Raw genomic sequence first — 23888 nt, 5'->3', positions numbered from 1 at the left:
GAGCGATAAGATGAACATTCGACAGCACAGCAGCCGAAGCCTGCTGACCGCAGCCCTGCTGCTAGCCACCAGCGTGGCGCTGGCCAATACGGAGGCACCAGCCTCGAAGGCCAAGGATTTGCAACAGGCCAAGACCTACACCGTCACCAGCGCGCCGATCGAATCGCTGAAGCTGGACAAGCCCGTGTTGCCGGATCTCTCCGGCTACACAGCCGAAGCCGTGCAGGCCAAGATCGATCGCCGCCAGGCGGGCAAGGTCCAGGTGCGTCGCATGCTGCAGGAAGACGCCCTGAAGGAGTTTATCGGCGGCGACAACAAAATGGCCGAATGGGTGGCGCGTCAGCACGGCATCCCGCAGGCGATCTTCATCGAAGATGGCCACGTCAATCTCAAGGACATGAGCAAGGCCCTGCCCCGGCAGTACTTCAGCGAGACCGCACCGGGTGTGTTCCTCGCCCGCCTGCCGATCGTGGTCGCACGCAAGGGCATCCTCGAGATCGACAAGCAGACCCGTGAACTGCGCCTGTCCCAGGAAGGCGGTTCGTTCCTGGTCAACGACGGTAAGCTGTTCGTCACCGACACCAGGGTCACCGCCTGGCGCGAGAAGGACAACGGCCCGGCGACCTTCCGCTCACCCAAGGAGTTCCGCCCGTTCCTATTGTCCTGGGGCGGCACCGAGACCTACGTGGTCAACAGCAAGATGGCCAGCTTCGGCTATGCCAAGAGCAAGTCCTACGGCGTCAGTATTTCCCAGTACACGCCGGACATGGTCAAGGCCATGAACCGCAGCGAACCGACCGGCTGGATCTTAGGCTCCGAGTTCTCGGACATGTGGTACGGCTTCTACTGCTACGAAACCCGGGACTTCGTGCTCAAGGGCAATACCTACCGCGACAACATCGTCTACGGCATCGACCCGCACGACCGCTCGCACCGCCTGATCATTGCCGAGAACACCGTCCAGGGAACGAAGAAGAAGCACGGCATCATCATTTCCCGCGAGGTCAACGACAGCTGGATCATTAACAACCGCATCTATGACAACCAGCTCTCGGGCCTGGTGATCGACCGTAACAGCGTCAACAACCTGATCGCCTACAACGAGATCTATCGGAACCACACCGACGGCATCACCCTCTACGAGAGCGGCGACAACCTGATCTGGGGCAACCGCGTGATCAACAACCGTCGCCACGGCATCCGCGTGCGTAACAGTGTGAATATCCGCCTGTACGAAAACATCGCCATGGCCAACGGCCTGGTGGGTGTCTACGGGCACATCAAGGATCTCAGCCACACCGACCGCGACTTTGCCCAGGACCCCTTCGACACCAAGGTATCGCTGACCCTGGTCGGCGGTGAACTGGCCGCCAACGGCAGCGGGCCGCTGTCAATCCACTCGCCGCTGAGCGTGGCGCTGTATCGGGTCTCCGTGCATGCGCCGAGCAACTCCAACGGCATCAGTTTCTCTGGCGTGCTGGGCGAGCATGAGGGCGAAATCCTCGACCTGATGGTGCGCCAGCGCAAAGCCGTGCTGATCAACCCCGACGAACGCCAGCCCTGAATGCGCGACTGAGGAAGGTATTTTTATGCACCCACGTCTTGTCAAATTGCTTAGCCTCTCGGGCCTGGCCGCCGCAATCCTTGCTGCCAGCAACGCCGCCCGTGCCGATGAAGTGCAAGCCCCGGTGTTCAGCGCCGAGCCGTGCTGCAACCTGTGCCCCGAGGCCCACGACGCCAGCCGCTACACGACCCGTTATCAGAAGAACTTCACCACCCTGGTGCAGGCCGAGGGCGACTGGTTGTTCCGCACCCGTGAAGACCTGCGCACGGAATTCGACACCACCCCGGCCGGTTACCACCGCCTGCAGCAACTGCACGATGCCTTCAAGGCCAGGGGCGTGGAGCTGGTGGTGGTCTATCAACCGACCCGCGGGCTGGTCAATCGCAACAAGCTGGCGCCCGCCGACAAGGCCGCCTTCGACTATGACAAGGCGTTGAAGAACTACCAGACCATGCTCGCCCGCTTCAGCAAGATGGGTTACCGGGTACCGGACCTGTCGCCGCTGACCAACGAGCAACTGCCGCTGGCCGAGCAAGGACACGATTTCTACTTCCGCGGCGACCAGCACTGGACGCCGTATGGCGCCGAGCGTACGGCGAAAATCGTGGCCGAGAAGGTCAAGCAGGTGCCGGGCTTTGCCGACATCCCCCAGCGTGAATTCGAGACCCACAAGTCTGGGCGCATGGGCAAGAACGGCACCCTGCACACCGTTGCCGGGCAACTGTGCGGCACCAGCTATGCCATCCAGTACATGGACCAGTTCGTCACCGAGCCCAAGGGCGAAAGTGGTGGCGACGACCTGTTCGGCGACTCCGGTAACCCGCAGATCACCCTGGTCGGCACCAGCCACAGCGGCAAGAACTACAACTTTGCCGGCTTCCTGGAGCAATACATCGGCGCCGACGTGCTCAACGTCGCCTTTCCGGGCGGCGGCCTGGAAGGCTCGATGCTGCAGTACCTGGGCAGCGAAGACTTCCAGAAAAAGCCACCGAAGATCCTGATATGGGAATTCTCGCCACTGTACCGCCTGGACCAGGAAACCATCTACCGGCAGATGATGGCCCTGCTCGACAACGGCTGCGAAGGCAAGCCGGCGCAGCTGAGCGCCAGCACTTCGCTCAAGCCCGGCAGCAATGAGTTGATGGTCAATGGCAAAGCCGGCGGCATCAAGAAGCTCGACAACGGCAGCCACCAGATCGACATCAAGTTCGAAGACAAGTCGGTGAAAACCCTCCAGGCGACTCTCTGGTACATGAACGGCCGCCACGAGAGCGTAAAGATCGACAAGCCGCATACAGCGGACACCGACGGGCGCTTCACCTTTGAGCTGCGCGACGATGGAGATTGGGCCGGGCAGAACCTGCTGGCCGTGGAAGTCCAGGGCCCCGAAGCCGGGACCGCGCCGCAGAAAGTCGAAGCGAAAGTGTGCAAACGCAATGTGTTCCCTGGCGTCGCGCGACACAACGCGCAAGCCGGGCTGTGAGATTCTCATGCAGACGTTGAAAAATGCCGCTCGAAAACTGGCCGCACCGACTCTGCTCAGCCTGGCGCTCTTCGGCCCGGCGGCGCAGGCCGCGACACTGCTGCCACCGCAGGGCTTCTACGCCGGCATCGAAAAGTTGAAGACCGGCAAAAGCGACTTCAAGTGCGACGCTGTGCCCACGCCCTACACCGGCAAGCTGGTGTTTCGCAGCAAGTACGAAGGCTCCGACAAGGCACGGGCGACCCTGAACACTAAGGCTGAGAAAGCCTTCCGTGAATCGACCGCCGGCATCACCGCCCTCGAGCGCGGGGTGAGCAAGCAGGTCATGCAGTACATGCGTGACGGCCGGCCCGAGCAACTGGACTGCACGCTGGACTGGCTGAGCAGCTGGGCCCGCGCCGATGCATTGATCAGCACCGAGTTCAACCACACCGGCAAGTCCATGCGCAAATGGGCACTGGGCAGCCTGTCTTCGGCCTGGTTGCACCTGAAGTTCTCCAACTCGCACCCGCTGGCCGCCCATCAGCAGGAAGCCGAACTGATCGAACACTGGTTCTCCAGACTCGGCGATCAGGTGGTCAGCGACTGGAGCAACCTGCCGCTGGACCAGGTCAACAACCATTCGTACTGGGCCGCCTGGTCGGTGATGTCCACGGCCGTGGTGACCGATCGCCAGGACCTGTTCGACTGGGCCGTGAAGGAGTACCGCATCGGCGCAGGCCAGGTGGACACCCAGGGCTTTTTGCCCAACGAACTCAAACGCAAGCAACGCGCCCTGGCCTACCACAACTACGCCCTGCCGCCGTTGGCGATGATCGCCAGTTTCGCCCAGGCCAATGGTGTTGACTTGCGCCCGGAGAACAATGGCGCGCTCAAGCGATTGGGCAGCCGGGTGCTGACCGGGGCCAGGGACCCGAGTGCATTCAAGCGCAAGAACGGCGAGAAACAGGACATGACTGACCTGAAGATCGACAGCAAATACGCCTGGCTCGAGCCCTGGTGCAGCCTCTACACCTGCAGCCCGGATGTGCTCGAACGCAAACGCAAGATGCAGCCGTTCAAGAGCTTTCGCCTAGGCGGCGACATAAGCCGTGTCTACGACCCTGAAGGGTAAAGGCTTGTAATACCCCCCGGATCTGATGGGGGGTTTGGGGGGCTTTGCCCTCGACTGTTGGTTAACAAGGAGAAATCGGAATGGTGTTTTCATCCAACGTGTTCCTGTTCCTGTTCTTGCCGGTCTTTCTCGGCTTGTACTACTTGAGCGGGCAACGCTATCGCAACCTGCTGTTGCTGGTTGCCAGTTACGTGTTCTATGCCTGGTGGCGGGTGGACTTCCTGGCGCTGTTCGCCGCCGTCACCCTGTGGAATTACTGGATCGGCCTGAAAGTCGGTGCCGCCGGCGTACGCACCAAACCTGCCCAGCGCTGGCTGCTGCTGGGCGTGGGAGTCGACCTGGGCATCCTCGGTTACTTCAAGTACGCCAACTTCGGCGTCGACAGCCTCAATGCGATCATGACCTCGTTCGGTCTGGAGCCGTTCATCCTGACCCACGTGTTGCTGCCGATCGGGATCTCCTTCTACATCTTCGAATCGATCAGCTACATCATCGACGTTTACCGTGGCGACACCCCGGCCACCCGCAACCTGATCGACTTCGCGGCGTTCGTGGCGATCTTCCCGCACCTGATTGCCGGCCCCGTGCTGCGTTTTCGCGACCTGGCCGACCAGTTCAACAACCGCACCCATACCCTGGACAAGTTCAGCGAAGGTGCCACGCGCTTCATGCAGGGTTTCATCAAAAAAGTCTTTATCGCCGACACCCTCGCGGTGGTCGCCGACCATTGCTTCGCGCTGCAAAACCCGACCACCGGCGATGCCTGGCTGGGCGCCCTGGCTTACACGGCGCAGCTGTACTTCGACTTTTCCGGCTACAGCGACATGGCCATCGGCCTGGGCTTGATGATGGGCTTTCGGTTCATGGAGAACTTCAAGCAGCCATACATCAGCCAGTCGATCACCGAGTTCTGGCGGCGCTGGCACATCAGCCTGTCAACCTGGTTGCGCGACTACCTGTACATCACCCTGGGCGGCAACCGTGGCGGCACCTTTGCCACCTACCGCAACCTGTTCCTGACCATGTTGTTGGGTGGGCTGTGGCACGGCGCGAACATCACCTACATCGTCTGGGGTGCCTGGCACGGCATGTGGCTGGCCATCGAGAAAGCCGTGGGCATCAACACCACGCCGAACAGTTTCAATCCCGTTCGCTGGGCGGTGACCTTCCTGGTGGTGGTGATGGGCTGGGTGATCTTCCGGGCCGAAAACCTGCACGTGGCCGGGCGCATGTATGGCGCGATGTTCAGTTTCAGTGACTGGCAATTGTCGGAACTCAACCGCGCCAGCCTGACCGGCCTGCAAGTCGCCACCCTGGTGGTGGCCTACGTCACCCTGGCGTACTTCGGCCTGCGTGATTTCTATCGCAATGCGCAGCCTCACCCGGTCGCCGTTGCTCAAGGCAATGCCATTGCCATCGACTGGTCGCTGTACGCCAGCCGTGCGCTGGTGCTGCTGCTGTTCGTTGCCTCGATTCTCAAACTGTCGGCGCAGAGTTTCTCGCCGTTCCTTTACTTCCAGTTCTGAGGGCGCAGACCATGACCCGTTCTTTACGCATCCTCTATATCGCGCTGTTCCTGGCCATGCTGCTGTGCCTGGGGGCCTGGTCCCTGCGCAGTTTCATGGGTTTCAACACCAACAACGACGCCACGCTGCTCAACGGCCGCTGGGCCAAGGCCGTCGAAACCCATTACGACGATGCGTTCCCGATCAAGCGCCTGGGTACCAACCTCTGGGCTGCGCTGGATTTCAAACTGTTCAATGAAGGCCGTCCGGGCGTGGTGCTCGGTCGCGACCAGTGGCTGTTCAGCGATGAAGAATTCAAACCCATCGTCAACCAAGAGCTGAACCTGCAAGGCAACTACGCATTGGTCGAAGGCGTGCGCCAGACCCTGAACCAGCAAGGCGTGAAACTAGTGTTGGCGATCGTGCCGGCCAAGGTTCGCCTGTATCCGGAACACCTGGGTGAAGTCAAACCCGCAAGCATCCATGCCCACCTCTACCAGGATTTTCACGCCCGGGTCGCAGCCGACAAGATCCTCGCCCCTCGCCTGCTCGGCCCGCTGCGACAGGCCAAGCAAAACGGTCTGCAAGTGTTCCTGCGCTCCGACAGCCACTGGACTCCGGAAGGCGCCGAGGTCGCCGCCAACACCCTAGCCAGGGCCATCGCCGACAAGTTCCCGCTCCGCGGCGAGCCGCAGCGCTTCGTTACCACCCTGGCGGAAAAGGTCACGCACAAGGGCGACCTGCGTTTGTTCCTGCCGCTCGATCCGCTGTTCGAAAACCTGATGCCGGCCCAGGAGCCGCTACAAAAGCGCAACACCGTGGTCGCGGCCGAGCGGCCTGCCGATGACAACGCGCTGTTCGCCAACAGCGAAACGCCGGTAGCGCTGGTCGGCACCAGCTACAGCGCCAACCCCACCTGGAACTTCGTCGGTGCACTCAAACAAGCACTGCACAGGGACGTGATCAATTACGCCGAAGACGGTCACGGCCCGATTCGGCCGATGCTCAGCTACCTGAACAGCGATGACTTCAAGAACAGTCCGCCACAGGTGCTGATCTGGGAGTTTCCTGAACGATATCTGCCTGTGTACAACGAAATCGGCGACGCCGACCCGCAATGGGTCGCAGCGCTCAAACAAGCCGGCGCGCGCCAACAGAACGTAACAATCAGCACCGAGTCCGCAACGCCCGACCGGGCACAAAACTGAAAGAGAGGCACACCATGACGTTCACCCCGACTCCTCGTCTTGCCAGATATTTCGCTCTGGCCGCCGGCCTCAGCCTGCTGTCGCTGCAAACCTGGGCCGGTGCCGATGCCGCGCTGTACGGCCCGACCGCGCCGAAAGGCTCGACCTTCGTGCGCCTCTACAACGCCGGCAATCAAACCGTAAGCGCCAGCGTCGGCACCGCCACCCTCAACGACATTGCGCCGAAATACAGCAGCGATTTCAGCTTCATGCCCCAGGGCGACTACAGCGCCAAGGTCGGCCGCCAGATCCTGCCGGTCAAGCTGGCTTCTGATCGCTACTACACCCTGGTCAACAATGCCGGTGGCCAACCGCAACTGGTCGAAGAGCCACCGTTCAAGAACAAGCAAAAATCGCTGGTTCGCGTGCAGAACCTCAGCGACAAGCCGCTGACGCTCAAGACCGCTGACGGCAAGACCGACGTAGTCAAGGACGTGGCCGCCAAGGGCCGTGGCGAGCGTGAAATCAACCCGGTGAAGGTCAGCCTGGCCCTGTATGCCGGCGACAAAAAAGTCATCGACCTCAAGCCGGTGGCCCTTGAGCGCGGTGAAGCCGCCGTGCTGTACGTCACAGGCTCCGGCAGCAGCCTGAACCCAGTCTGGGTCACCCGCCCAGTCTCAACCCGTTAATCACTTTCTGGAGCTGGGCTTGCCCGCGATGAACGCGCCTCGGTACACCTGATGCACCGCGGTGATGCCTTCGCGACCAAGGTCTGCTCCTACAAAAAAGCACCCTGCTTCTCATGACAGTATTTTTTGAATTTTTTACGGAGATACACCCATGATCCCGGTCATTCTTTCTGGTGGTAGCGGTTCGCGTCTGTGGCCTTTGTCGCGCAAGCAGTTTCCCAAGCAGTTCCTCGCCCTGACCGGCGAGCACACCTTGTTCCAGCAGACGATCGAGCGCCTGGTGTTCGATGGCATGGACGCCCCCATCGTGGTCTGCAACAAAGACCACCGCTTTATCGTCAACGAACAGCTCAGCGCCCTGAAGCTTGAAACCCAGGCGATCCTGATGGAGCCCTTCGGCCGCAACACTGCGCCGGCCGTGGCCATCACCGCCATGAAACTGCTCAACGAAGGGCGTGACGAACTGATGCTGGTGCTGCCGGCCGACCACGTGATCGACGACCAGAAAGCCCTGCAACGCGCCCTGGCCCTGGCCACCGTGGCGGCCGAGCGTGGCGAGATGGTGCTGTTCGGCGTGCCGGCGACCAAACCGGAGACCGGCTATGGCTACATCAAGTCAAGCAACGATGCCCTGCTGCCCGAAGGCGTCAGCCGGGTGGCCCAGTTCGTCGAGAAACCGAACGAGAAGCGCGCCACTGAATTCGTCCAGGCCGGGGGCTACTTCTGGAACAGCGGCATGTTCCTGTTCCGCGCCAGCCGCTTCCTCGATGAGCTGAAAAAGCACGACGCTGCTATCTACGACACCTGCATGCTGACGTTCGAGCGCAGCAAGCACGACGGTGACAACATCGAGATCGACGAAGCCACCTTCGCCTGCTGCCCGGACACTTCCATCGACTACGCCGTGATGGAAAAGACCCAGGCCGCCTGCGTGGTACCACTGAGCGCTGGCTGGAGTGATGTCGGCTGCTGGTCGTCATTGTGGGACGTCCACGAAAAGGACCACAACGGCAACGTGGCCAAGGGCGACGTGGTGGTGCAGGACAGCCGCAATTGCATGATCTACAGCAGCGGCAAGCTGGTGTCGGTGATCGGCCTGGATAACATCGTGGTGGTCGAAACCAAGGACGCCATGATGATTGCCCACAAGGACAAGGTTCAGAGTGTCAAGCAGCTGGTCAACACCTTGAACGAGCAGGGCCGCAGCGAAACCCAGAACCACTGCGAGGTCTACCGCCCGTGGGGCTCCTACAATTCGGTGGACATGGGCGGGCGCTTCCAGGTCAAGCACATCTCGGTCAAATCTGGCGCCTGCCTGTCCTTGCAGATGCACCATCACCGCGCCGAGCACTGGATCGTCGTCTCGGGCACCGCTGAAGTCACCTGCGACGAAAACGTGTTCCTGCTGACCGAGAACCAGTCGACCTACATCCCGATCGCCTCGGTGCACCGCCTTCGCAACCCGGGCAAGATCCCGCTGGAAATCATCGAAGTGCAGTCGGGCAGCTACCTGGGTGAGGACGATATCGAGCGGTTCGAGGATATCTATGGGCGGACTGCGCCGATTGCGCCGCAGGTGTCGATCAAGACTATTGCGCAGTGAGCGCTGAAGGCCCTTTGGGCCTTATCGCTGGCAAGCTGAAGTGGCCTAATGTTTTTGGACACCAACACACTAGGCACTGCATTGCGCCCGGTCGGTAGCCGGGCACTGGGCGCGATGCAGGTTCAGGGCCGTGTTGATGATGCCGATATGGCTGAAGGCCTGGGGAAAGTTGCCCAGCATGCGTTTGCCGCTCGGGTCATATTGTTCGGCCAACAGGCCCACGTCATTACACAACCCCGTCAAGCGCTGGTACAACGATTCGGCATCGTCCCGCCGCCCCATCAGCACATAGACATCCGCCAGCCAGAACGAACACACCAGAAACGTCCCCTCCCCCGGCTCCAGGCCGTCGCAACCGCTGACGGTGTCATAACGGTGCAGCAAGCCGTTATGCATCAGGCGCTGTTCGATGTGCGCCACCGTGGCCACAAAGCGAGGATCATCGGCGGGAAGGAATCCGGTCAGGGCGATCTGTAGCAGGCTGGCGTCCATCTGTGGCGAACCGTAGGCTTGCACGAAACACCCCAGCTGCGCATCCAAGCCCTTTTCGCAGACTTGCGCATGAATGCGATCGGCGACCTGGCGATAATGCCGCGCTTGCTCGCGCCCCTGTTCAGTGGTGTCACTGAGCCCTGCTGCGCGATCGAACGCCACCCAGGCCATGACTTTTGAATGCACAAAATGCTGCGGCTCGCCCCGCACCTCCCAGAGCCCGGCATCGGTCTGTTCCCAGGTTTTTTCAAGGTACGGCATGATCACTCGCGCAATCGCAGAACTGCGTGGCAGACGCGGCAGGCCACCCTTGACGGCCTGGCTCAAGGCATCGGCCAACTCACCATAAATGTCCAGTTGCTGTTGCACCGCCGCGGCATTGCCGATCCGCACGGGCCGGGAGCCTTCGTAGCCCGCAAGCCAGGGCAAACTGTATTCGGGCATACGGCGCTCACCCTGCAGGCCATACATGATCTGCATCTGCTCGGGGTTGCCCGCGACCGCCCGTAGCAGCCATTGGCGCCAGGCATCGGCCTCGTCATAAAAACCCAGGCTCATGAACGCCAGCAAGGTCATGGTCGCATCGCGCAGCCAGCAGAAGCGATAATCCCAATTGCGCTCGCCGCCCAGAAACTCGGGCAACGAGGTGGTCACGGCGGCGACAATCCCGCCCGTGGGGGCATAGGTCATGGCCTTGAGGGTGATCAACGAGCGTTTGACTTGCTCGGTCCAGTCGCCGACATCCGGGCAACGGTCCGAAAAGGCTCGCCACTGACGCTCGGTGTCCTGCAAGGCTTGCTCGGGATCGAAGCCAGGTTCGACAGGGCAAGAGGACGATTGGTGAGACAGGGTAAACACCCGACGATGCCCCGCACTGACACTGAACTGGCTGGCGGTATGAAGATCGCGCGCCTGCAAGGCGGTGGCACTTCGCAACACCAGTCTAGCGGGGCCGGCAACGGCACTCAAAGTCAAGGGCTCGACGCGCTCCACCCAGGGCACGGTATTGCCGTAGTCAAAACGCATGGCCAGGTCCATCCCGAAGTCCACCTGCCCTTGCAAGCCGACCACAATGCGCAGCACGCTGTTGTGCTCGGCCAGGGGCATGCAGTCGATCAACAATGCCTCGCCCTTGGCCGTGCGAAAGCGGGTTTCGAGAATCAAGGTGCCCGGCCGGTACTGGCGAGACGCCTCAAGCACTTCATCGGTTGGGCCGATGCGCCAGCGCCCGTTTTCCACGTCGCCCAACAGGGCCGCGAAACAGGCGTCGGAATCGAAGCGCGGCACACACAACCAATCGAGCGAGCCACTTTTGTCCACCAGCGCGGCGGTGCGGCAGTTGCCCAACAGGGCGTAGTCTTCGATCAAAGCAGGCATGTTTTACTCCTTGGGGTAAATCAGCCAATCGAGTGCCACTCCCGCTTGTCCCGGGCCAGCAAATCATCGGCCGCCGCCGGCCCATCGGTGCCAGCGGAATACTCCTGAACCTCGCCGCCTTCGCGCCAGGCATCAAGGAATGGCTGTACCGCACGCCAGCCGTTTTCGATGTTGTCGGCGCGCTGGAACAGGGTCTGATCACCCGTCAGGCAGTCATAGATCAAGGTTTCGTAGCCAGTGGAGGGCTGCATTTCAAAGAAGTCTTTGTAGGCAAAGCCCAGCTCCACGTTTTGCATTTCAAGCTTGGGCCCGGGCCGCTTGGCTTGCAGGTCGAACCACATGCCTTCATTGGGTTGGATCTGGATCTTCAGGTAGTTGGGCTTGAGCTTCTCGACTTCGGTGTCGCGAAATTGGGCGTAGGGGGCGGGCTTGAAGCAGATGGCGATTTCGGTATCGCGCACGCTCATGCGTTTGCCGGTGCGCAGGTAGAACGGCACACCCACCCATCGCCAGTTGTCGATCATGACTTTCAGTGCCACGTAGGTTTCAGTGTGGCTTTGCGGATCGACCCGGTCCTCCTGGCGATAACCGGCCAGCTTCTTGCGCCCGAGCTTGCCTTCGACGTACTGGCCGCGCACCGAGTTTTTCAGCGCCATGTTTTTCGACCAGGGCCGGATGGCACCAATCACCTTGGCCTTTTCACTGCGCACCGCATCGGCGCCAAAGGCGGCCGGTGGCTCCATCGCGACCATGGCCAGCAACTGGAACAGGTGATTGGGCACCATGTCGCGCAAGGCACCGGTGGTGTCATAGAAACTGCCGCGCGTTTCAACGCCTACGGTTTCGGCGGCGGTGATCTGCACATGATCGATGTAGTGATTGTTCCAGAACGATTCGAACAGCCCGTTGGAGAAGCGACTGACCAGAATGTTCTGGACCGTTTCCTTGCCCAGGTAGTGGTCGATCCGATAGATCTGCTTCTCGCTCATTTCCTTGAGCAGGCAGGCGTTGAGTGCCTCGGCCGTGGCCAGGTCCGAGCCGAAGGGTTTCTCGATCACCACGCGACGAAAGCCGTCAGCCTCCGACAGCAACCCCGCCGCCCCCAGGCGACGCACGACATCGGCAAAAAAGCGCGGCGAGGTCGCCAGGTAAAACACGGCATTGCCGGTGCGGTGGGCTTCGATCGTGCGCTTGATGTTCTGGTAGGTGGCCTCGTCGAGGAAGTCACCGGCGATATAGCTGATGCGCTTGGCCAGCCGCGTCCAGAGTTTGCCATCCACCGCTTTTTCAGCGGCCTCACCGCCTTTGTTGCGTGCTTGTTCACGCAAAAAGGCTTCGAGCTTGCTGGCGAATTCGGCATTCGTGGCCTGGTTGTGATCAACCCCCACGATCCGTACGCCACTGCCCAGCAATCCATCGCGGCTCAGGTTGTAGAGCGCCGGCATCAGCAGGCGCTTTACCAGGTCGCCATGGGCGCCGAACAGAAACAAGGTGGTAGGCGGTGCCGCTTCCACTTTGTTTTGAGTCATTTGGAGGTCTCGATGTGGCCACCGAAGCCGAAGCGCATGGCCGAGAGAATCTTGTCGCCATACGTGGCGTCCTGGCGTGAACGAAAGCGCGCAAACAAGGCACTGGACAACACCGGTACCGGCACCGCTTGCTCGACGGCTGCATCGATGGTCCAGCGCCCTTCGCCGCTGTCAGCCACCACACCGCTGTAGCCGGCCAGCGCCTCGTCAGCCACCAAGGCGTCGGCGGTCAGGTCCAGCAACCAGGAGGACACCACGCTGCCGCGACGCCAGACTTCGGCGATCTCGGCCAGGTTCAAGTTGAAGCGTTGATCTTCCGGCAAGCTTTCGCTGGCCTTGGTCTTGAGAATGTCGAAGCCTTCGGCGAAGGCCTGCATCATGCCGTACTCGATACCGTTGTGGATCATCTTGACGAAATGGCCGCTGCCGGCGGGGCCTGCATGGATATAGCCATGCTCTGCACGCGCTTCGGGGCCGGTGCGACCGAGGGTCCGGGGGATATCACCGACACCGGGCGCCAGGGTCTCGAACAGCGGGTCCAGGCGTTCGAGTACCGGCGTTTCACCGCCAATCATCATGCAATAGCCGCGCTCCAGGCCCCAGACACCACCGGAAGTGCCCACATCTACATAATGCAGCTGGCGTGCACTGAGCGCCTTGGCGCGACGAATATCATCTTTATAGAAGGTGTTGCCGCCGTCGATAATCACATCGCCTGGCGCCAACAGGTCGGCCAGTTGGGCGATGGTGTCTTCGGTGGGGCCGCCTGCAGGCAGCATGACCCAGACCGCGCGTGGCGCGTCCAGTTTTGCGACCAGGTCGGCGAGATCCTTGGCACCCGTGGCACCTTCGCCCTCAAGAGCGGTGATCGACGCTTGAGTGCGATCGAAGACCACGGTCTGGTGGCCACCCTGCATCAGCCGTCTGGCGATATTGCCGCCCATACGGCCCAGACCTACGATTCCCAGTTGCATGACTCGGTGCTCCACTCAAAAAAATTCAACGCCTGTAGGAGCCGGCTTTAGCCGCGATGAATGCACCGCGGTTTGCCTGATGCACGGCGGTGTGGCCATCGCAGTGGTCCGGCACTCCGGCAAGGCTGGCTCCTACATGCATTAAGGTTAGTCCCGTGGGGCCAAGGTTAGTTTCGTGGGAGTGGGCTTGCACAGTAAAAGTGTTGATGACCGCAAAAAATAAAAAAGTTCCATCATGAGAAAAAAGAATTCAGAATTGGCACCGATCGAGCGTCAGACCTGTGCCCCGCTTAGGTACGCCAGTGTCGATGCTTACGGAAAAACAGCCATTTGCGAGGTGTGCATTGGTCAGCGTTCTGAAAGCTTCTCCCCCACAAACCCTGTACGTGACCGTGCGTCGCGATGAACTGCGCCAGTTGCGCGAAGAGCGTGAGCAGCTGCGCGAGCGGGTTGCCGAATTGAGTCGGTTGTTGCAGGTGCCTGTAGGAGCCGGGTTTACCCGCGATGCAGGCAACGCGGTCTAACATCAAACCGCGGTGACCGCATCGCCGGCAAGCCGTGCTCCTACAAGGTCGGTAGGAGCACGGCTTGCCGGCAAGGTCAGGTTTAGGTGTTGCCGCCCTGCTGTTCGGCCACCAAATGGTCACCCGCCCGCATGAAGGTGCTCTGCTTGCCTTCGCTCACCACGCTGAACAATTTATCTTCCTGATAGAAGCGCTGTTCATTGGCACTGCCGTCATGGTGCGACGCCAATTTGTCTTTCGGGTCATAACGGTAAGTGGCGGTCACCGCCCTGGCGGGGTCGCTGACGCTCAGCAAACGGTTGAGGTTGTCGTATTCCAATGTGCGACCGGCCTCGTCTGTGGTCAGGTTGCCATTAAGGTCGTAGGTCAGGTTGATTTCCAATGGCTGGTAATCAGCGTGGTTGTTGGTGATTCGAGTCAACTGCGCAGGGTCTGCCGCATTCTCGAAGAAATAGGTCGCACGATTGGACCCTCCATCGAATCGGGTGATCACCCTGACGATGTTATCCAGTGAGTCGAACGTGAATGTCTGCCCCGCGATCGCCTTGCCGTATGGATCGATCGGCCGCTCAGTGCCAGTGCATTCATAACTCACCAGGCGATCACGATTGTCGTAACGGTATTGCTCGTTACGCAATTGAGTACCCGTGAGCGGATCTCCGTCATACAGCACACGGCTGAGTAAACGGTCACCATGATCGTAGGTCTGGGCCATGGTTTGCAGCGCATCGCCAAAATCGAAGACGCGCAGCGTTTCCCGCCCGAATTCGTCATACACAAGGCTCGTCACCAGTTGCTGACCGCTGGCACTGTCTTGAGTATTCACAGTCTCGGCAAACCCTAGCGGGTTGTAGGTGATGTGCGTGGTGGTCGTGCCCAGCACCGTGCGCGACAAGCGCCCAGCGGTGTCGTATTCGTGGGTCTGGGTCTGGTGGAGAACGTCGGTATACGCCAGCAACTTGCCCAGCAGGCTGTAGTTGTAGGCCATGGTGTAGTCTATGCCAGCCTGCTTACGTTTCTCCGTTTTCAACTCACCATTGCTGAAGTAGGTCAGGTCGAGTTCCAGTCTATCTTCTGTACCTTCTTCACCTTCGAAGCATCGGACCAATTTGGCATTCTTGTTGTCGTACTTGTAGGTAGCGGTGCTGCCTAGCTTTCGACGCTCGATCGGTTCTTCGTTCAATCGCGGAACATATTCGTAATGCACCTTGCTCTCGTCCGGCTTGGTGACCTCGAACGGCTGGCGTTGGCCCGGATGATAGGCGAAGGTTTCCAGGCGCCCGCCCGTCGTCGCCGACACCCTGCGGTCGAGGCCGTCGAACGATTGCAAGCCCAACTCGAATGTATCGAGGCCACTGACAACCCTGATCCGGGTCGGCAAGTCTGCCTCGCTGTGGACGGCATACTCGCGCTCAACGCGGGCGGTGTCGGGCAGGGTTTTGCGAACTTCACGGTTGAAGGCATCGTAGGTGTAGCGGGTGGTGTAGATGGGACTCACACCGACTTTCGCCTGACTCAAGCGCCCAAGGCCATCATGAAGGTTTTCGTCGCGGCTGATTTTTGCGCCGTTCAAGTCGAAACGCTCCACCAGCCGCTCCTCGCCGAACAGGTTCAACCAGGTCACGGTCGTGCCGCTGCGCTCCAAGACCTTACCCGTTTTTTCATCAGTCACCTGCTGCCAACTGGTTTTGATCGGCCCACGGTGCTCGGTGCTGCCCAAAGGATCGGTTTGCTCGACATTCGTCACCCCATCAGGGCCAGTGGCAGACTGTTGCTCGCCCCAATCGTCATAGTCGAATGCGGTGGTCAATTGCTCTGAAAAATTATCGCCAGAGTCTTTCACCGTTTCACGCTGCAACTGTCCGAATGCATTGTAGAGCGCGGCATAAATGGGACGAAGCGTGCCGTCACGGGTACCGGTGTCCACATCCGCCCGCAGCTCTTCCACCACGCGGGCAAGGCCGTCGAACTTGCTCACCGTCTTCACACCCTTGACGTCCACCATCTGCTGCTCAACCGTGTCGTCCTTACTGGCCGAGAGTGTGTAGGTGAAGGTTCGTGTGGCCGAGTACTCGGTATCGGGTGCAACCGTTTCCGACAATACCCGACCCAAAAAGTCATAGACGTAGCTGATCTGTACGTCGTTATCGTCGTATTCGGTTTGCGGATGCCCAGTGCTGATCACGTCGCGCAGCGTCATCACTTTCTGCTGACCGTCAAAACCCGTGACGGTTTGTACGGTTTGAAGCAACGGATGCCCCGCCGGGCTGACCACGCTGTAGGCGTACTCGGTTCGCGTGGCCTTGCCATTGAGCGTCACGGCTTGCCGGTGCAAACGCCCGTGAAGGTTGGCATTACCGGTCAGGTCGAAATGCTCATACTCAATGAGCTTGAGGGTGCCTTGAGCGTCGCTGAGTGTTTCACTTTCTTCGACGAGCCAGTCATTTTGGCCGCTATGGGCAATAGAACGCATGGCCTTGTAGGTGTAGGCGGTGACCAGCGTCGGCGCCCCCGATTCGCCGGTGGACGCAGGCGTGACGGTCTTGCTTTTCAAGTGACGGATAAACCCTTCTGGGTCCGCCGGGCAGCCCTGTGCCCCTGCTGCTGGATACCACTCGCTGGTTTCCACGACACCCGTGGGTTTTTCTTCCCGGGTGACATTGCCTTCTGCGTCATACCTGAAAGCCGTGGTTTCTTCGCGGGGAGGTTTAGAGCTGTCCGCCAGAGACCACTTTTCAACGGTTGTCAGCGGGAGCTGACAATGCGCAGGTTGTTGATGGATGGGCTGACCTGCGACCAGTGCATAGGTCGTCAACAACGCTTGAACGTTGTTGCGCTGCTGTGTGGTTTGCGATGTCTGAAGGTGCAGGCGATTAAAGAGGCGTTCAATGGTTCGCACCGGCGAATCATCAACATGAAGGCTTTCAACGACGCGGTACTGGTAATCGCCCAAATAGCTATAGAGGTTGTCCTTGCCCTCGCTATCCCAGGCGATGTCCAAGCCTGCACCCAAAAAGTTATGTTGGTCCGGGAAGGTGTAGCGGGTATCAACCACCGCCTGGCCCGCGCCTGGCGTAAGCAGGTGCTGGGTTACACGGGGCAATGGACCGCGGCCGCTGCGGGTGGGGAACAGGTGTCCGCCATCCCCATATAAAATATCCTCTACAGCACCCAGCGGGGTCTCTACCTTGATGAGGCAGGTGTATTCCTCGATCCGGTCGTAGTCAAAGCGCCAGCTCGCCCTTTCTTCGGTCGGCAGCACAATGGAGCTGACCCGTTTTTCGGATGTCTGCAGCGTCATCGGGATCCGCACCAGCGGTTCGCCCTGGGCGTTGAATTGCAGCGCAATTTCTACCTCGCTGTCACGACGGACAATTTTGAGCAATACCTGGCCTGAGTCCTTAACCTCATCCAACAGGGGCTGCCGATCAAAAGTACCGTATTTCAATTCCACTTTATGACCCTGGGGGGCATAGATCTCCACAGGCAAGGCGAGCGAGACGGCGGTGGCCTGGGACTGAAGCTCGAGAATTTCGATCAAACCACTTTTGTGTACTACCCGAAAACGCGAATCCGAGAGTTTGTACAACCTGAAACTGTTGAGCTTTTTTTCCTCCATCAACAGTTCATTGGAACCACTGGCCTCAGAGGTAACTTTGAATGTTTCACCGGTATGCAACGAAACAACTTGGTTTCTCAGGTCGTACTGAGACAAATTAAGCGTCCAGCCCAGGCCAAAACCACTGTCCACTTGGTTGAGTGGATTGAAAGACAGCGCCAGTGGAAAGCCCGGGCCGCGCAAATTATTGGTCTTGACGTCGGGCAGCGCGACTTTAAGTGTGTACTGGGCGGTGCGGGGATCAACGCCACCTTCAACGAAACTTCTGAAATTGAAGGCGCGGGAGTGCACGGAGGTGGAAACAGTCATGGTATTAACCTCAAGAAAAAGTCTGGCGCTCAACACCCGTAACAATGTCAAACGCCAAATCAAGATAATAACTAAGCGTTACGCTCAACCCTATGGCAATGCCGAGCGCTCAATAATGACAGCCGATAACTTCCCATCAATATTACCCTTGCGATAGCCATTACGGACCATCATAACGCCCGCCTGGACCATCTGACCGCTCGAAATACCTCTGAGGTCCGATATCCGATAGGCAATGGTATCAGTAGTCACCTTTGTGGTTTTCAGTTCGAAATACCAGTCAGAGTCGTTTAGACCAGCACCTGTGGCAAGGCACTTATTATAAATACCGGCCTCAGTATCTTCGTTTGCCCCATCACTGCATAATATGAACGTTGCTGCCGAGGGAACGGATTTAAGCGCAAAAAAGTACACTTCATTATCGCCGCACCCATTCACACTTTTAAGCTTTGTTGCCCCCGTCACGAACCGTATTTGATTGCATGAACCCGGCACCGAACCATTGGTATCTTTTTTATAGAACGCCATGTCTCCATCGGGATACGCTCTCGGGGCTACGCTACTATCCGCCTCATCAACTCTTGCGCAGCCGATCAGGGCGCTGATAAGAAAAGACAGGCATACCCATTGTTTGAACCCACGTTTTTTAGTATTCATTCTGATCTTTCCTACCTAAATTGGACACGTGCTCACGCTCGCAGCGTCAGCCCCTACTGTGCAAAAGTTTGTCACGATGATTATTCTGCCCCGCGGGCAGGTATTGAATTTTTCGGACATGCGGGTTGCCTTGCTGATCCAGCAACCTCACCAACAAATGATGATCCATTTTCTGTCGTGCCGGATGAGTGGCCCGCACATAGCCCACCGTGCTCGACCGCTCCAGCACCACCACCAACGCCCCAGGCTCGACAAAATTATCCAGGGGGTCGGCATTCATCATTGAGGTCACGATTTCCTGTAGCCTGAAATCTTTCTCAACGTCTTCAATGATCGGTACTTGCCCAGTACCGTGCGGTTTAAACATCCAGCCAGTACAACTGAACATAGTCTCCGCCAACTGTTCGCTTTCCCACCGAACAATAGAGGTAGGCACTTCGATTTGTTGCCCGTACACCAGGAACTCACAACTGACAAACGCCCCATTGACATATGACAGCGACCAGTAATCAAGGGTCTGCGGCTTCAGATCAAAGTTGTTTTCATCATCGTCTTCCCTGTCATTCCCCGGGCCAATACGCTTACGAGAAAAGGTGTAATGGCCGTTATTAAAAATGGGCACTGCCACCGGATCAACATCGATTCTTCCCTGTGAATTGTTGTTGTCGGTCGAACGAAATTCAGCGTTGTCTGCTTGTCGATTGAGCTTGACGTAAAAAGTGGTAGGCCGGTCCCCGCGCGAATGCAGGTAAATATCTTTTAACGTAACAGCATCATTGGTCGGCGCACTGTCGCGTGTAGGCTTGGGCGGCGCCATCTCGAATCGATTGCGCAGAAGTCGGGCTTGCCAGGGCGCGACGTCTGCATCGGGCGCAATACCCTCGAGGCCCTCGGGTACGGCCTCGACGTTTTGGCCATCGCGATCAAACACCAGCTGAATGGAGTTTCGCTCGTAAGGGCTCAAATAGGTTTTTTGACCATCAACCGCTTGCGGCAGAACCCTGACTTCGGTGAGCAGTTGCTGGTAGCCATTGGCGTACAAGCTACCCTCACGCCCTTGACCCTGCCCGATAACCCTGACGTTGAATTCCGTCAGTGATCGCCAGTGCGGCTCATCTTCTTCGTCGCGCACATCCACCACGCTGTAGCCGGTGGAGAGTACGACGCCGTTGCGCACGATCTCGCACAGCACCACGCTAGTACTTTGGCTCGCCTGGCTGGGCACTGTTAATAGCCCGCTGTCACTGACCATCGCACTGCCGCTGAGTACCTTCCAGCGCCGCGGCAATTCAGGTAGCAACTGTCGATTGTCCACTAACTGGCGAGTTTGACCCGCTTGCAAGCGCGGAACGTAAGCCGGCTCAATGCCCAATGTGGTTTTGCCATTGACCAAGACAACGGCGCCCTGGGCCGTGATACCCGAACCCAGCTGCGCTTGCACACCTTGCACCACCAGCGCCTTGGCACGACTGGCGCTGGAAGTGAACGCCGTCTGGCTTCCCGTCTCAGTACTGAATGTACCGTGGCGAGTGCCAACCAATTGCCAGGTGGGTACCCCTGTTTGCCCGGCTGCCGCCAACAGGCTGGAACCCCTGGCGGCCGGTATGACACTCAAATGAGGAGCCACCCAGAGCGGGTCGCGGTTAACCAGCAACAGTGCGGTGGCGATGTAAGTATCAGGGCCCTCGGTCACCTTGGCGGTCACTTTCACATGCAGGCAGTCACGGCCAAGCTGGTTGCGCTCGGCTGCCGTATAGACGCCGGCACTGCTCATGGTGCCCTGGCTGTTGTCGGTGGTGCTCTGCATGCCCAGCGCTTCCCAGCTGACAGCACTCACCGTATCGCCGTGACCATTACGCACCGTGAAAGGTTGCTGCTCGCCCGCCTGGAGAGTTGCAAACTGCGGTTCCAGTCGAAACTGTGTGCGCAGCGGGTCAACTTTGCCAAAGACAGCCAAATCCCTGGGCGTGTGTTCGACTACTTTGACAAAGGCGTTATCGCCGGGATAGAGCAGGCTGTTGAGCGCATCGAACACCTCTTCACGATCACCAGACAGATACCTGAGCATCGATTCAGCAATTACCAACACCGCCGAATACTGATCCTGGCCTTGAGCATCCTGGTCGTCAGGGATCAGGTAGGGGAACTGCGAGCCGGGCGCTTGCCCTTCTGCGGCGTTACCCATTACCCGGATAAAAGCAACCACGGCACCATCACCGTAATTTTTCGCCCCCCGAACCTTGGCCCCAGGTGCCGCTTGGGTGTAAATCCGAAACGACCGTGGGTTAAGCAGGTTGTAACCCTTCAGGTCAAGGCTGCCCAGCTGGAAAATTCGACGATCAGCCGGCATCTGGTCGAAGCTTTCCTGGAAAAAGGCTTGCACCGCAGCCGTCACCTGCGCGTTGCTATTGGCCAGGTTGCAACGGTAGCTGCTCGCCTTGGACAGATCCAGCGTGACGATACCGTGGCGATCCACCTCACCCACCACCAGCGTCAAATCAAGGTCGATCTCGACTTGGAAGCCATGGCCTTCACTCAGGGAGAACGCGGACACCATTTCGCCATTGCCGCGCTTCTCCAGGTAATGACCACCGGTGATGTTCATCGAGATCACAGCGCGCGAGTCAGTCATTGACGCGGTATTGAATTGCAAAAGCGGTTGGCCCAGCGCCAGCCCCTGCAACTGCACGGTGCTGCCATAAGCATCTTCGGTCTCGACCACCCCGCTAAACAGCGGCAAAAAAGTACCGGTATCAAAGCGTTGAATGTATTGCTGAGTCAGCAGCTGGTTGAGTCGGCTGCGACTTTGTACCGAGACCGCCCCCCAACCACGGGTGACAGAGCCTGCGCGCATTTGCGCCAATACCTGGGTGAGTGAGTTACTCATGATGGCGACCTCCTTGGGGGGCTTGCCCTACCGTATCCAGCTGCTCCACCGCATCCCGCTCCATGACCGTATCCAGATATTCCACCATTCCCAGCACGGCAAGCCGTTGTTTCAACACAGGGAACTGATCCAGCGGCAACGGCAGGATGATATGGCCATCGTATTCAGCCGCTCCATCGAGCACGTGAGCGACGATGACTGCGAAACGTTCCGTTTCGTCCGCTCGCACTTCGAAGACGCCCGTTTGCTCATTGATGGTTCCACCGCCCGCGAGCACACGCCAGGTAGCGTCCCCCCTGACACTGTTTCGATAAAAAGCGCGCAATTGCGCTTGTCCGGGCTCAAGGTTGCCCTGATCATCGACCACGACCTTAAGATCAGGCTGGAAATGCTGGACGAGCACCGTAATGCTTTGGGTATGAGCCCCCGCGCGGGCCTCAACCCGTTCCAGCGCGTAGGTGGCCTGGCCACCTTGTGCTGGCGCGGTGTACCGGTAGCCTTCATCCGTTTCTTCGCCGCTGCCGTTACCCGACAACGTCCAGGACACAGGCTGCCCGTCGAAGCTGCGCGCTTGCATCAACAGCGATTGTTCTGGCGAGCACACGCGCAGCAGAGGGGTGACGCTCAGCGGCACGGCCGTGATGCTGAGTAAGCATTGGCTGTATTCGCGCGTCTGCGGATCAGTTGCCGTGGCCAAGACATGGCTGTAACTGCCCACCACTGTGCTCCTGGGCGGAGCCTGGTATTCCCCTGGGCTAACAAATCGCCCAGGCGAGGTTCCGGTAATCAGCTCAAGGGTCCATTCGAGCCCCTCGCGCGCAGGCTCGGTGGTCAACCGCTGCACTTGACCAGGCACCAATACCAGCGCCTGCTCTACGATTTGGAAGGAGGACTGTTTGGGCCCCAACTGACCAATGGTTGCCATGTCGTTGGGCAAGGCCGAAACAACAGGCTTGAGGACATAGTCGTTAGCCAGTTCAAACGAGTTGACCAAGGCGTTCGATGCTGTGCTCACAAGATGCTCGGACAGATGCATCAAAAAAGCGTTGTTCACCAGGTTCTCAATGAACTTGGTGGCGCCCGCTGGTAGCGACGCACGTTTTTTACCAAGGGTGTGCGGACGGCGAATTGGCGAGCCGTGATTATGGGGCGGGAATAGCTGCCCCTCGATATGGCCGTCATCATCCAGTGACACATGAAACTCATGCTTGTAATTAATCTGGAACGTCGGGGTGATTTCCGTCCAGGCCGTCCCCCCGCCCAGACGCCGGTATTTCATGCTCACCGTGCAGGAGGTGCCCCATTGCTGAATTACCTGATCGTCCTGAAAGTCGAGCCTTAATGGCATGGCGCCTGAGGCTGCGCTTAGAACAAATGCTTCGCTCTGATACTCGTATGTCGGGTCCTCGCCATTGGCAGGCCTGACCGTCAACTCCCCGCGGGTTGCAATCATCTGGCCCAACGCTCCGTCCACATTCGGCTCATAGATAAAGGCATCGGCACCCAACCAGCCGATCAGGGCGTTACCCATGACGCCTCGGTGGGCCAGGCCCAGAGAGACCAGCGCCGTGCCTGAGTAACCATCGGGAACCAAGAACCGAAAATCGGCATCGGAGGAAGGAAAATTGCCGGCCAAGCCATGGTTGAGCGTCGGAAACAACAACAGGGCGCCGTCTTCGGTTTCGTCATTTCGCTGACTGCGGATGTCAATGCGGCGAGTACTGAGCAAGGGGTGCTGCTCGCCTTTGAACTCACCGATTTTAAAGGTTCGTGCGCTTGCGGGCAGCGCTCTGAACCATGCTTCAAGCGCTCTCCCCACAGACAATTGCTCGGTCTGGGTGCCATCGAAATGAAATTCGGCCTCCTCGCTTTGGGCCAGGTCCAGGGCAACTGTCTGGCCGTCCGACTCAAGGCTGAGCCTGAAACTCAAGTAGGGCCCTGGACGGGGTTGCGGGCTGTAGCTAGACAGGCTGATCACCTGAAGCTGATCAAATTCCTCCCGTATCAACGCCTGAGTACCCTCAAGGACATCGAAACGAACATCCAACCGAGCATTAACCAGTGACGCCCGACTGAAGGTGAAGCGCGGTGCACTGAATCGCAAGTTTCCGAAATAATGAGATTGATGGGTTGTGCCGATCGGCACGCTCCCTTCAAACGGATCAGGCCCAGTGCCCAACTGCAGATGACTGATATACGCCTGATGCATCAGGTCATTGACCGTTTTGCTACTGATGGCGACAATGGCGTCCCAATCCAGCAGGCGATCAGGCGCCTTTAGCCATTCCAATAAACTTTCTAATGAATTATCCATCGTATGGATACTCCTGATAACACGCAGTAGAAATTGCTTTACAGACAACGCTGCAAACAAC

Annotated in this window: 15 protein-coding genes; 8 read left to right on the top strand and 7 right to left on the bottom strand. The window is 58.9% G+C overall.

All coding sequences use genetic code 11. The annotated features are described in order from the left end of the window. Positions 1-10: 10 nt before the first annotated feature. The 7 genes from algG (at position 11) to AC3IX4_RS12435 (ending at position 9145) form a co-directional block, all read left to right on the top strand. A complete protein-coding gene (gene algG, locus AC3IX4_RS12465; protein WP_489260815.1) occupies positions 11-1564 on the top strand; it encodes a mannuronan 5-epimerase AlgG in 1554 nt (517 codons plus the stop codon). A 25-nt stretch (positions 1565-1589) separates the two neighbouring features. Next, positions 1590-3047: an alginate O-acetyltransferase gene (locus AC3IX4_RS12460; protein WP_489260814.1), complete on the top strand. Its 1458-nt coding sequence runs from the start codon at positions 1590-1592 to the stop codon at positions 3045-3047. Positions 3048-3054: 7 nt separating this feature from the next. After that, entirely contained in the window at positions 3055-4161 is a 1107-nt protein-coding gene (locus AC3IX4_RS12455) for a mannuronate-specific alginate lyase (RefSeq protein WP_489260813.1), read from the top strand. Between the two features lie 80 nt (positions 4162-4241). Beyond that, positions 4242-5687 carry an MBOAT family O-acyltransferase gene (locus tag AC3IX4_RS12450; protein WP_489260812.1) on the top strand — a complete coding sequence of 482 codons (1446 nt, stop codon included), beginning with the start codon at positions 4242-4244 and terminating at the stop codon, positions 5685-5687. An 11-nt stretch (positions 5688-5698) separates the two neighbouring features. Beyond that, positions 5699-6874: an alginate O-acetyltransferase gene (locus AC3IX4_RS12445; RefSeq protein ID WP_489260811.1), complete on the top strand. Its 1176-nt coding sequence runs from the start codon at positions 5699-5701 to the stop codon at positions 6872-6874. Between the two features lie 14 nt (positions 6875-6888). Further along, positions 6889-7542: an alginate O-acetyltransferase AlgF gene (locus AC3IX4_RS12440; protein WP_489260810.1), complete on the top strand. Its 654-nt coding sequence runs from the start codon at positions 6889-6891 to the stop codon at positions 7540-7542. Positions 7543-7693: 151 nt separating this feature from the next. Next, positions 7694-9145, top strand: a complete 1452-nt coding sequence (locus AC3IX4_RS12435) for a mannose-1-phosphate guanylyltransferase/mannose-6-phosphate isomerase (RefSeq protein WP_489260809.1) — start codon at positions 7694-7696, stop codon at positions 9143-9145. Between the two features lie 69 nt (positions 9146-9214). Here AC3IX4_RS12435 and AC3IX4_RS12430 read toward each other — a convergent pair whose 3' ends face one another. The 3 genes from AC3IX4_RS12430 to gnd are packed head-to-tail and all read right to left on the bottom strand — an operon-like array spanning position 9215 to position 13517. Then, positions 9215-11014: a glycoside hydrolase family 15 protein gene (locus tag AC3IX4_RS12430; RefSeq protein ID WP_489260808.1), complete on the bottom strand. Its 1800-nt coding sequence runs from the start codon at positions 11012-11014 to the stop codon at positions 9215-9217. A gap of 20 nt (positions 11015-11034) precedes the next feature. After that, the gene (gene zwf, locus AC3IX4_RS12425) at positions 11035-12543 is read right to left on the bottom strand and encodes a glucose-6-phosphate dehydrogenase (protein WP_489260807.1); all 1509 of its coding nucleotides are present in this window, start codon (positions 12541-12543) and stop codon (positions 11035-11037) included. Beyond that, a complete protein-coding gene (gnd, locus tag AC3IX4_RS12420) occupies positions 12540-13517 on the bottom strand; it encodes a phosphogluconate dehydrogenase (NAD(+)-dependent, decarboxylating) (RefSeq protein ID WP_489260806.1) in 978 nt (325 codons plus the stop codon). The genes zwf and gnd overlap by 4 nt, the downstream gene beginning before the upstream one ends. 344 nt (positions 13518-13861) lie before the next feature. Between gnd and AC3IX4_RS12415 the strand changes: the two genes are divergently transcribed. Next, complete coding sequence (locus AC3IX4_RS12415) at positions 13862-14041, top strand: DUF6026 family protein (protein WP_489260805.1); 180 nt, start codon at positions 13862-13864, stop codon at positions 14039-14041. An 82-nt stretch (positions 14042-14123) separates the two neighbouring features. On the opposite strand, the gene AC3IX4_RS12410 is transcribed toward AC3IX4_RS12415, so the two are convergent. The 4 genes from AC3IX4_RS12410 to AC3IX4_RS12395 form a co-directional block, all read right to left on the bottom strand. Then, entirely contained in the window at positions 14124-17969 is a 3846-nt protein-coding gene (locus AC3IX4_RS12410; RefSeq protein ID WP_489260804.1) for an RHS repeat domain-containing protein, read from the bottom strand. A gap of 90 nt (positions 17970-18059) precedes the next feature. Then, a complete protein-coding gene (locus AC3IX4_RS12405; RefSeq protein WP_489260803.1) occupies positions 18060-18626 on the bottom strand; it encodes a hypothetical protein in 567 nt (188 codons plus the stop codon). 46 nt (positions 18627-18672) lie between these two features. Further along, positions 18673-21513, bottom strand: coding sequence for a hypothetical protein (locus tag AC3IX4_RS12400; protein ID WP_489260802.1), 2841 nt, complete (start codon positions 21511-21513; stop codon positions 18673-18675). After that, positions 21506-23827 carry a hypothetical protein gene (locus tag AC3IX4_RS12395; RefSeq protein WP_489260801.1) on the bottom strand — a complete coding sequence of 774 codons (2322 nt, stop codon included), beginning with the start codon at positions 23825-23827 and terminating at the stop codon, positions 21506-21508. The genes AC3IX4_RS12400 and AC3IX4_RS12395 overlap by 8 nt, the downstream gene beginning before the upstream one ends. Positions 23828-23888: the final 61 nt, after the last annotated feature.

It is taken from the genome of Pseudomonas sp. KH_021, from assembly GCF_057838865.1.
This window is presented reverse-complemented; position numbering and strand designations above follow the sequence as displayed.

What these genes read in the sequence shown, in the direction of transcription:
- AC3IX4_RS12455 (WP_489260813.1), top strand. Translation starts at nt 3,055, where the DNA reads ATGCAGACGTTGAAAAATGCCGCTCGAAAACTGGCCGCACCGACTCTG.
- AC3IX4_RS12440 (WP_489260810.1), top strand. Translation starts at nt 6,889, where the DNA reads ATGACGTTCACCCCGACTCCTCGTCTTGCCAGATATTTCGCTCTGGCC.
- AC3IX4_RS12450 (WP_489260812.1), top strand. Translation starts at nt 4,242, where the DNA reads ATGGTGTTTTCATCCAACGTGTTCCTGTTCCTGTTCTTGCCGGTCTTT.
- AC3IX4_RS12460 (WP_489260814.1), top strand. Translation starts at nt 1,590, where the DNA reads ATGCACCCACGTCTTGTCAAATTGCTTAGCCTCTCGGGCCTGGCCGCC.
- AC3IX4_RS12435 (WP_489260809.1), top strand. Translation starts at nt 7,694, where the DNA reads ATGATCCCGGTCATTCTTTCTGGTGGTAGCGGTTCGCGTCTGTGGCCT.
- AC3IX4_RS12400 (WP_489260802.1), bottom strand. Translation starts at nt 21,513, where the DNA reads ATGAGTAACTCACTCACCCAGGTATTGGCGCAAATGCGCGCAGGCTCT.
- gnd (WP_489260806.1), bottom strand. Translation starts at nt 13,517, where the DNA reads ATGCAACTGGGAATCGTAGGTCTGGGCCGTATGGGCGGCAATATCGCC.
- algG (WP_489260815.1), top strand. Translation starts at nt 11, where the DNA reads ATGAACATTCGACAGCACAGCAGCCGAAGCCTGCTGACCGCAGCCCTG.
- AC3IX4_RS12405 (WP_489260803.1), bottom strand. Translation starts at nt 18,626, where the DNA reads ATGAATACTAAAAAACGTGGGTTCAAACAATGGGTATGCCTGTCTTTT.
- AC3IX4_RS12445 (WP_489260811.1), top strand. Translation starts at nt 5,699, where the DNA reads ATGACCCGTTCTTTACGCATCCTCTATATCGCGCTGTTCCTGGCCATG.
- AC3IX4_RS12410 (WP_489260804.1), bottom strand. Translation starts at nt 17,969, where the DNA reads ATGACTGTTTCCACCTCCGTGCACTCCCGCGCCTTCAATTTCAGAAGT.
- zwf (WP_489260807.1), bottom strand. Translation starts at nt 12,543, where the DNA reads ATGACTCAAAACAAAGTGGAAGCGGCACCGCCTACCACCTTGTTTCTG.
- AC3IX4_RS12395 (WP_489260801.1), bottom strand. Translation starts at nt 23,827, where the DNA reads ATGGATAATTCATTAGAAAGTTTATTGGAATGGCTAAAGGCGCCTGAT.
- AC3IX4_RS12430 (WP_489260808.1), bottom strand. Translation starts at nt 11,014, where the DNA reads ATGCCTGCTTTGATCGAAGACTACGCCCTGTTGGGCAACTGCCGCACC.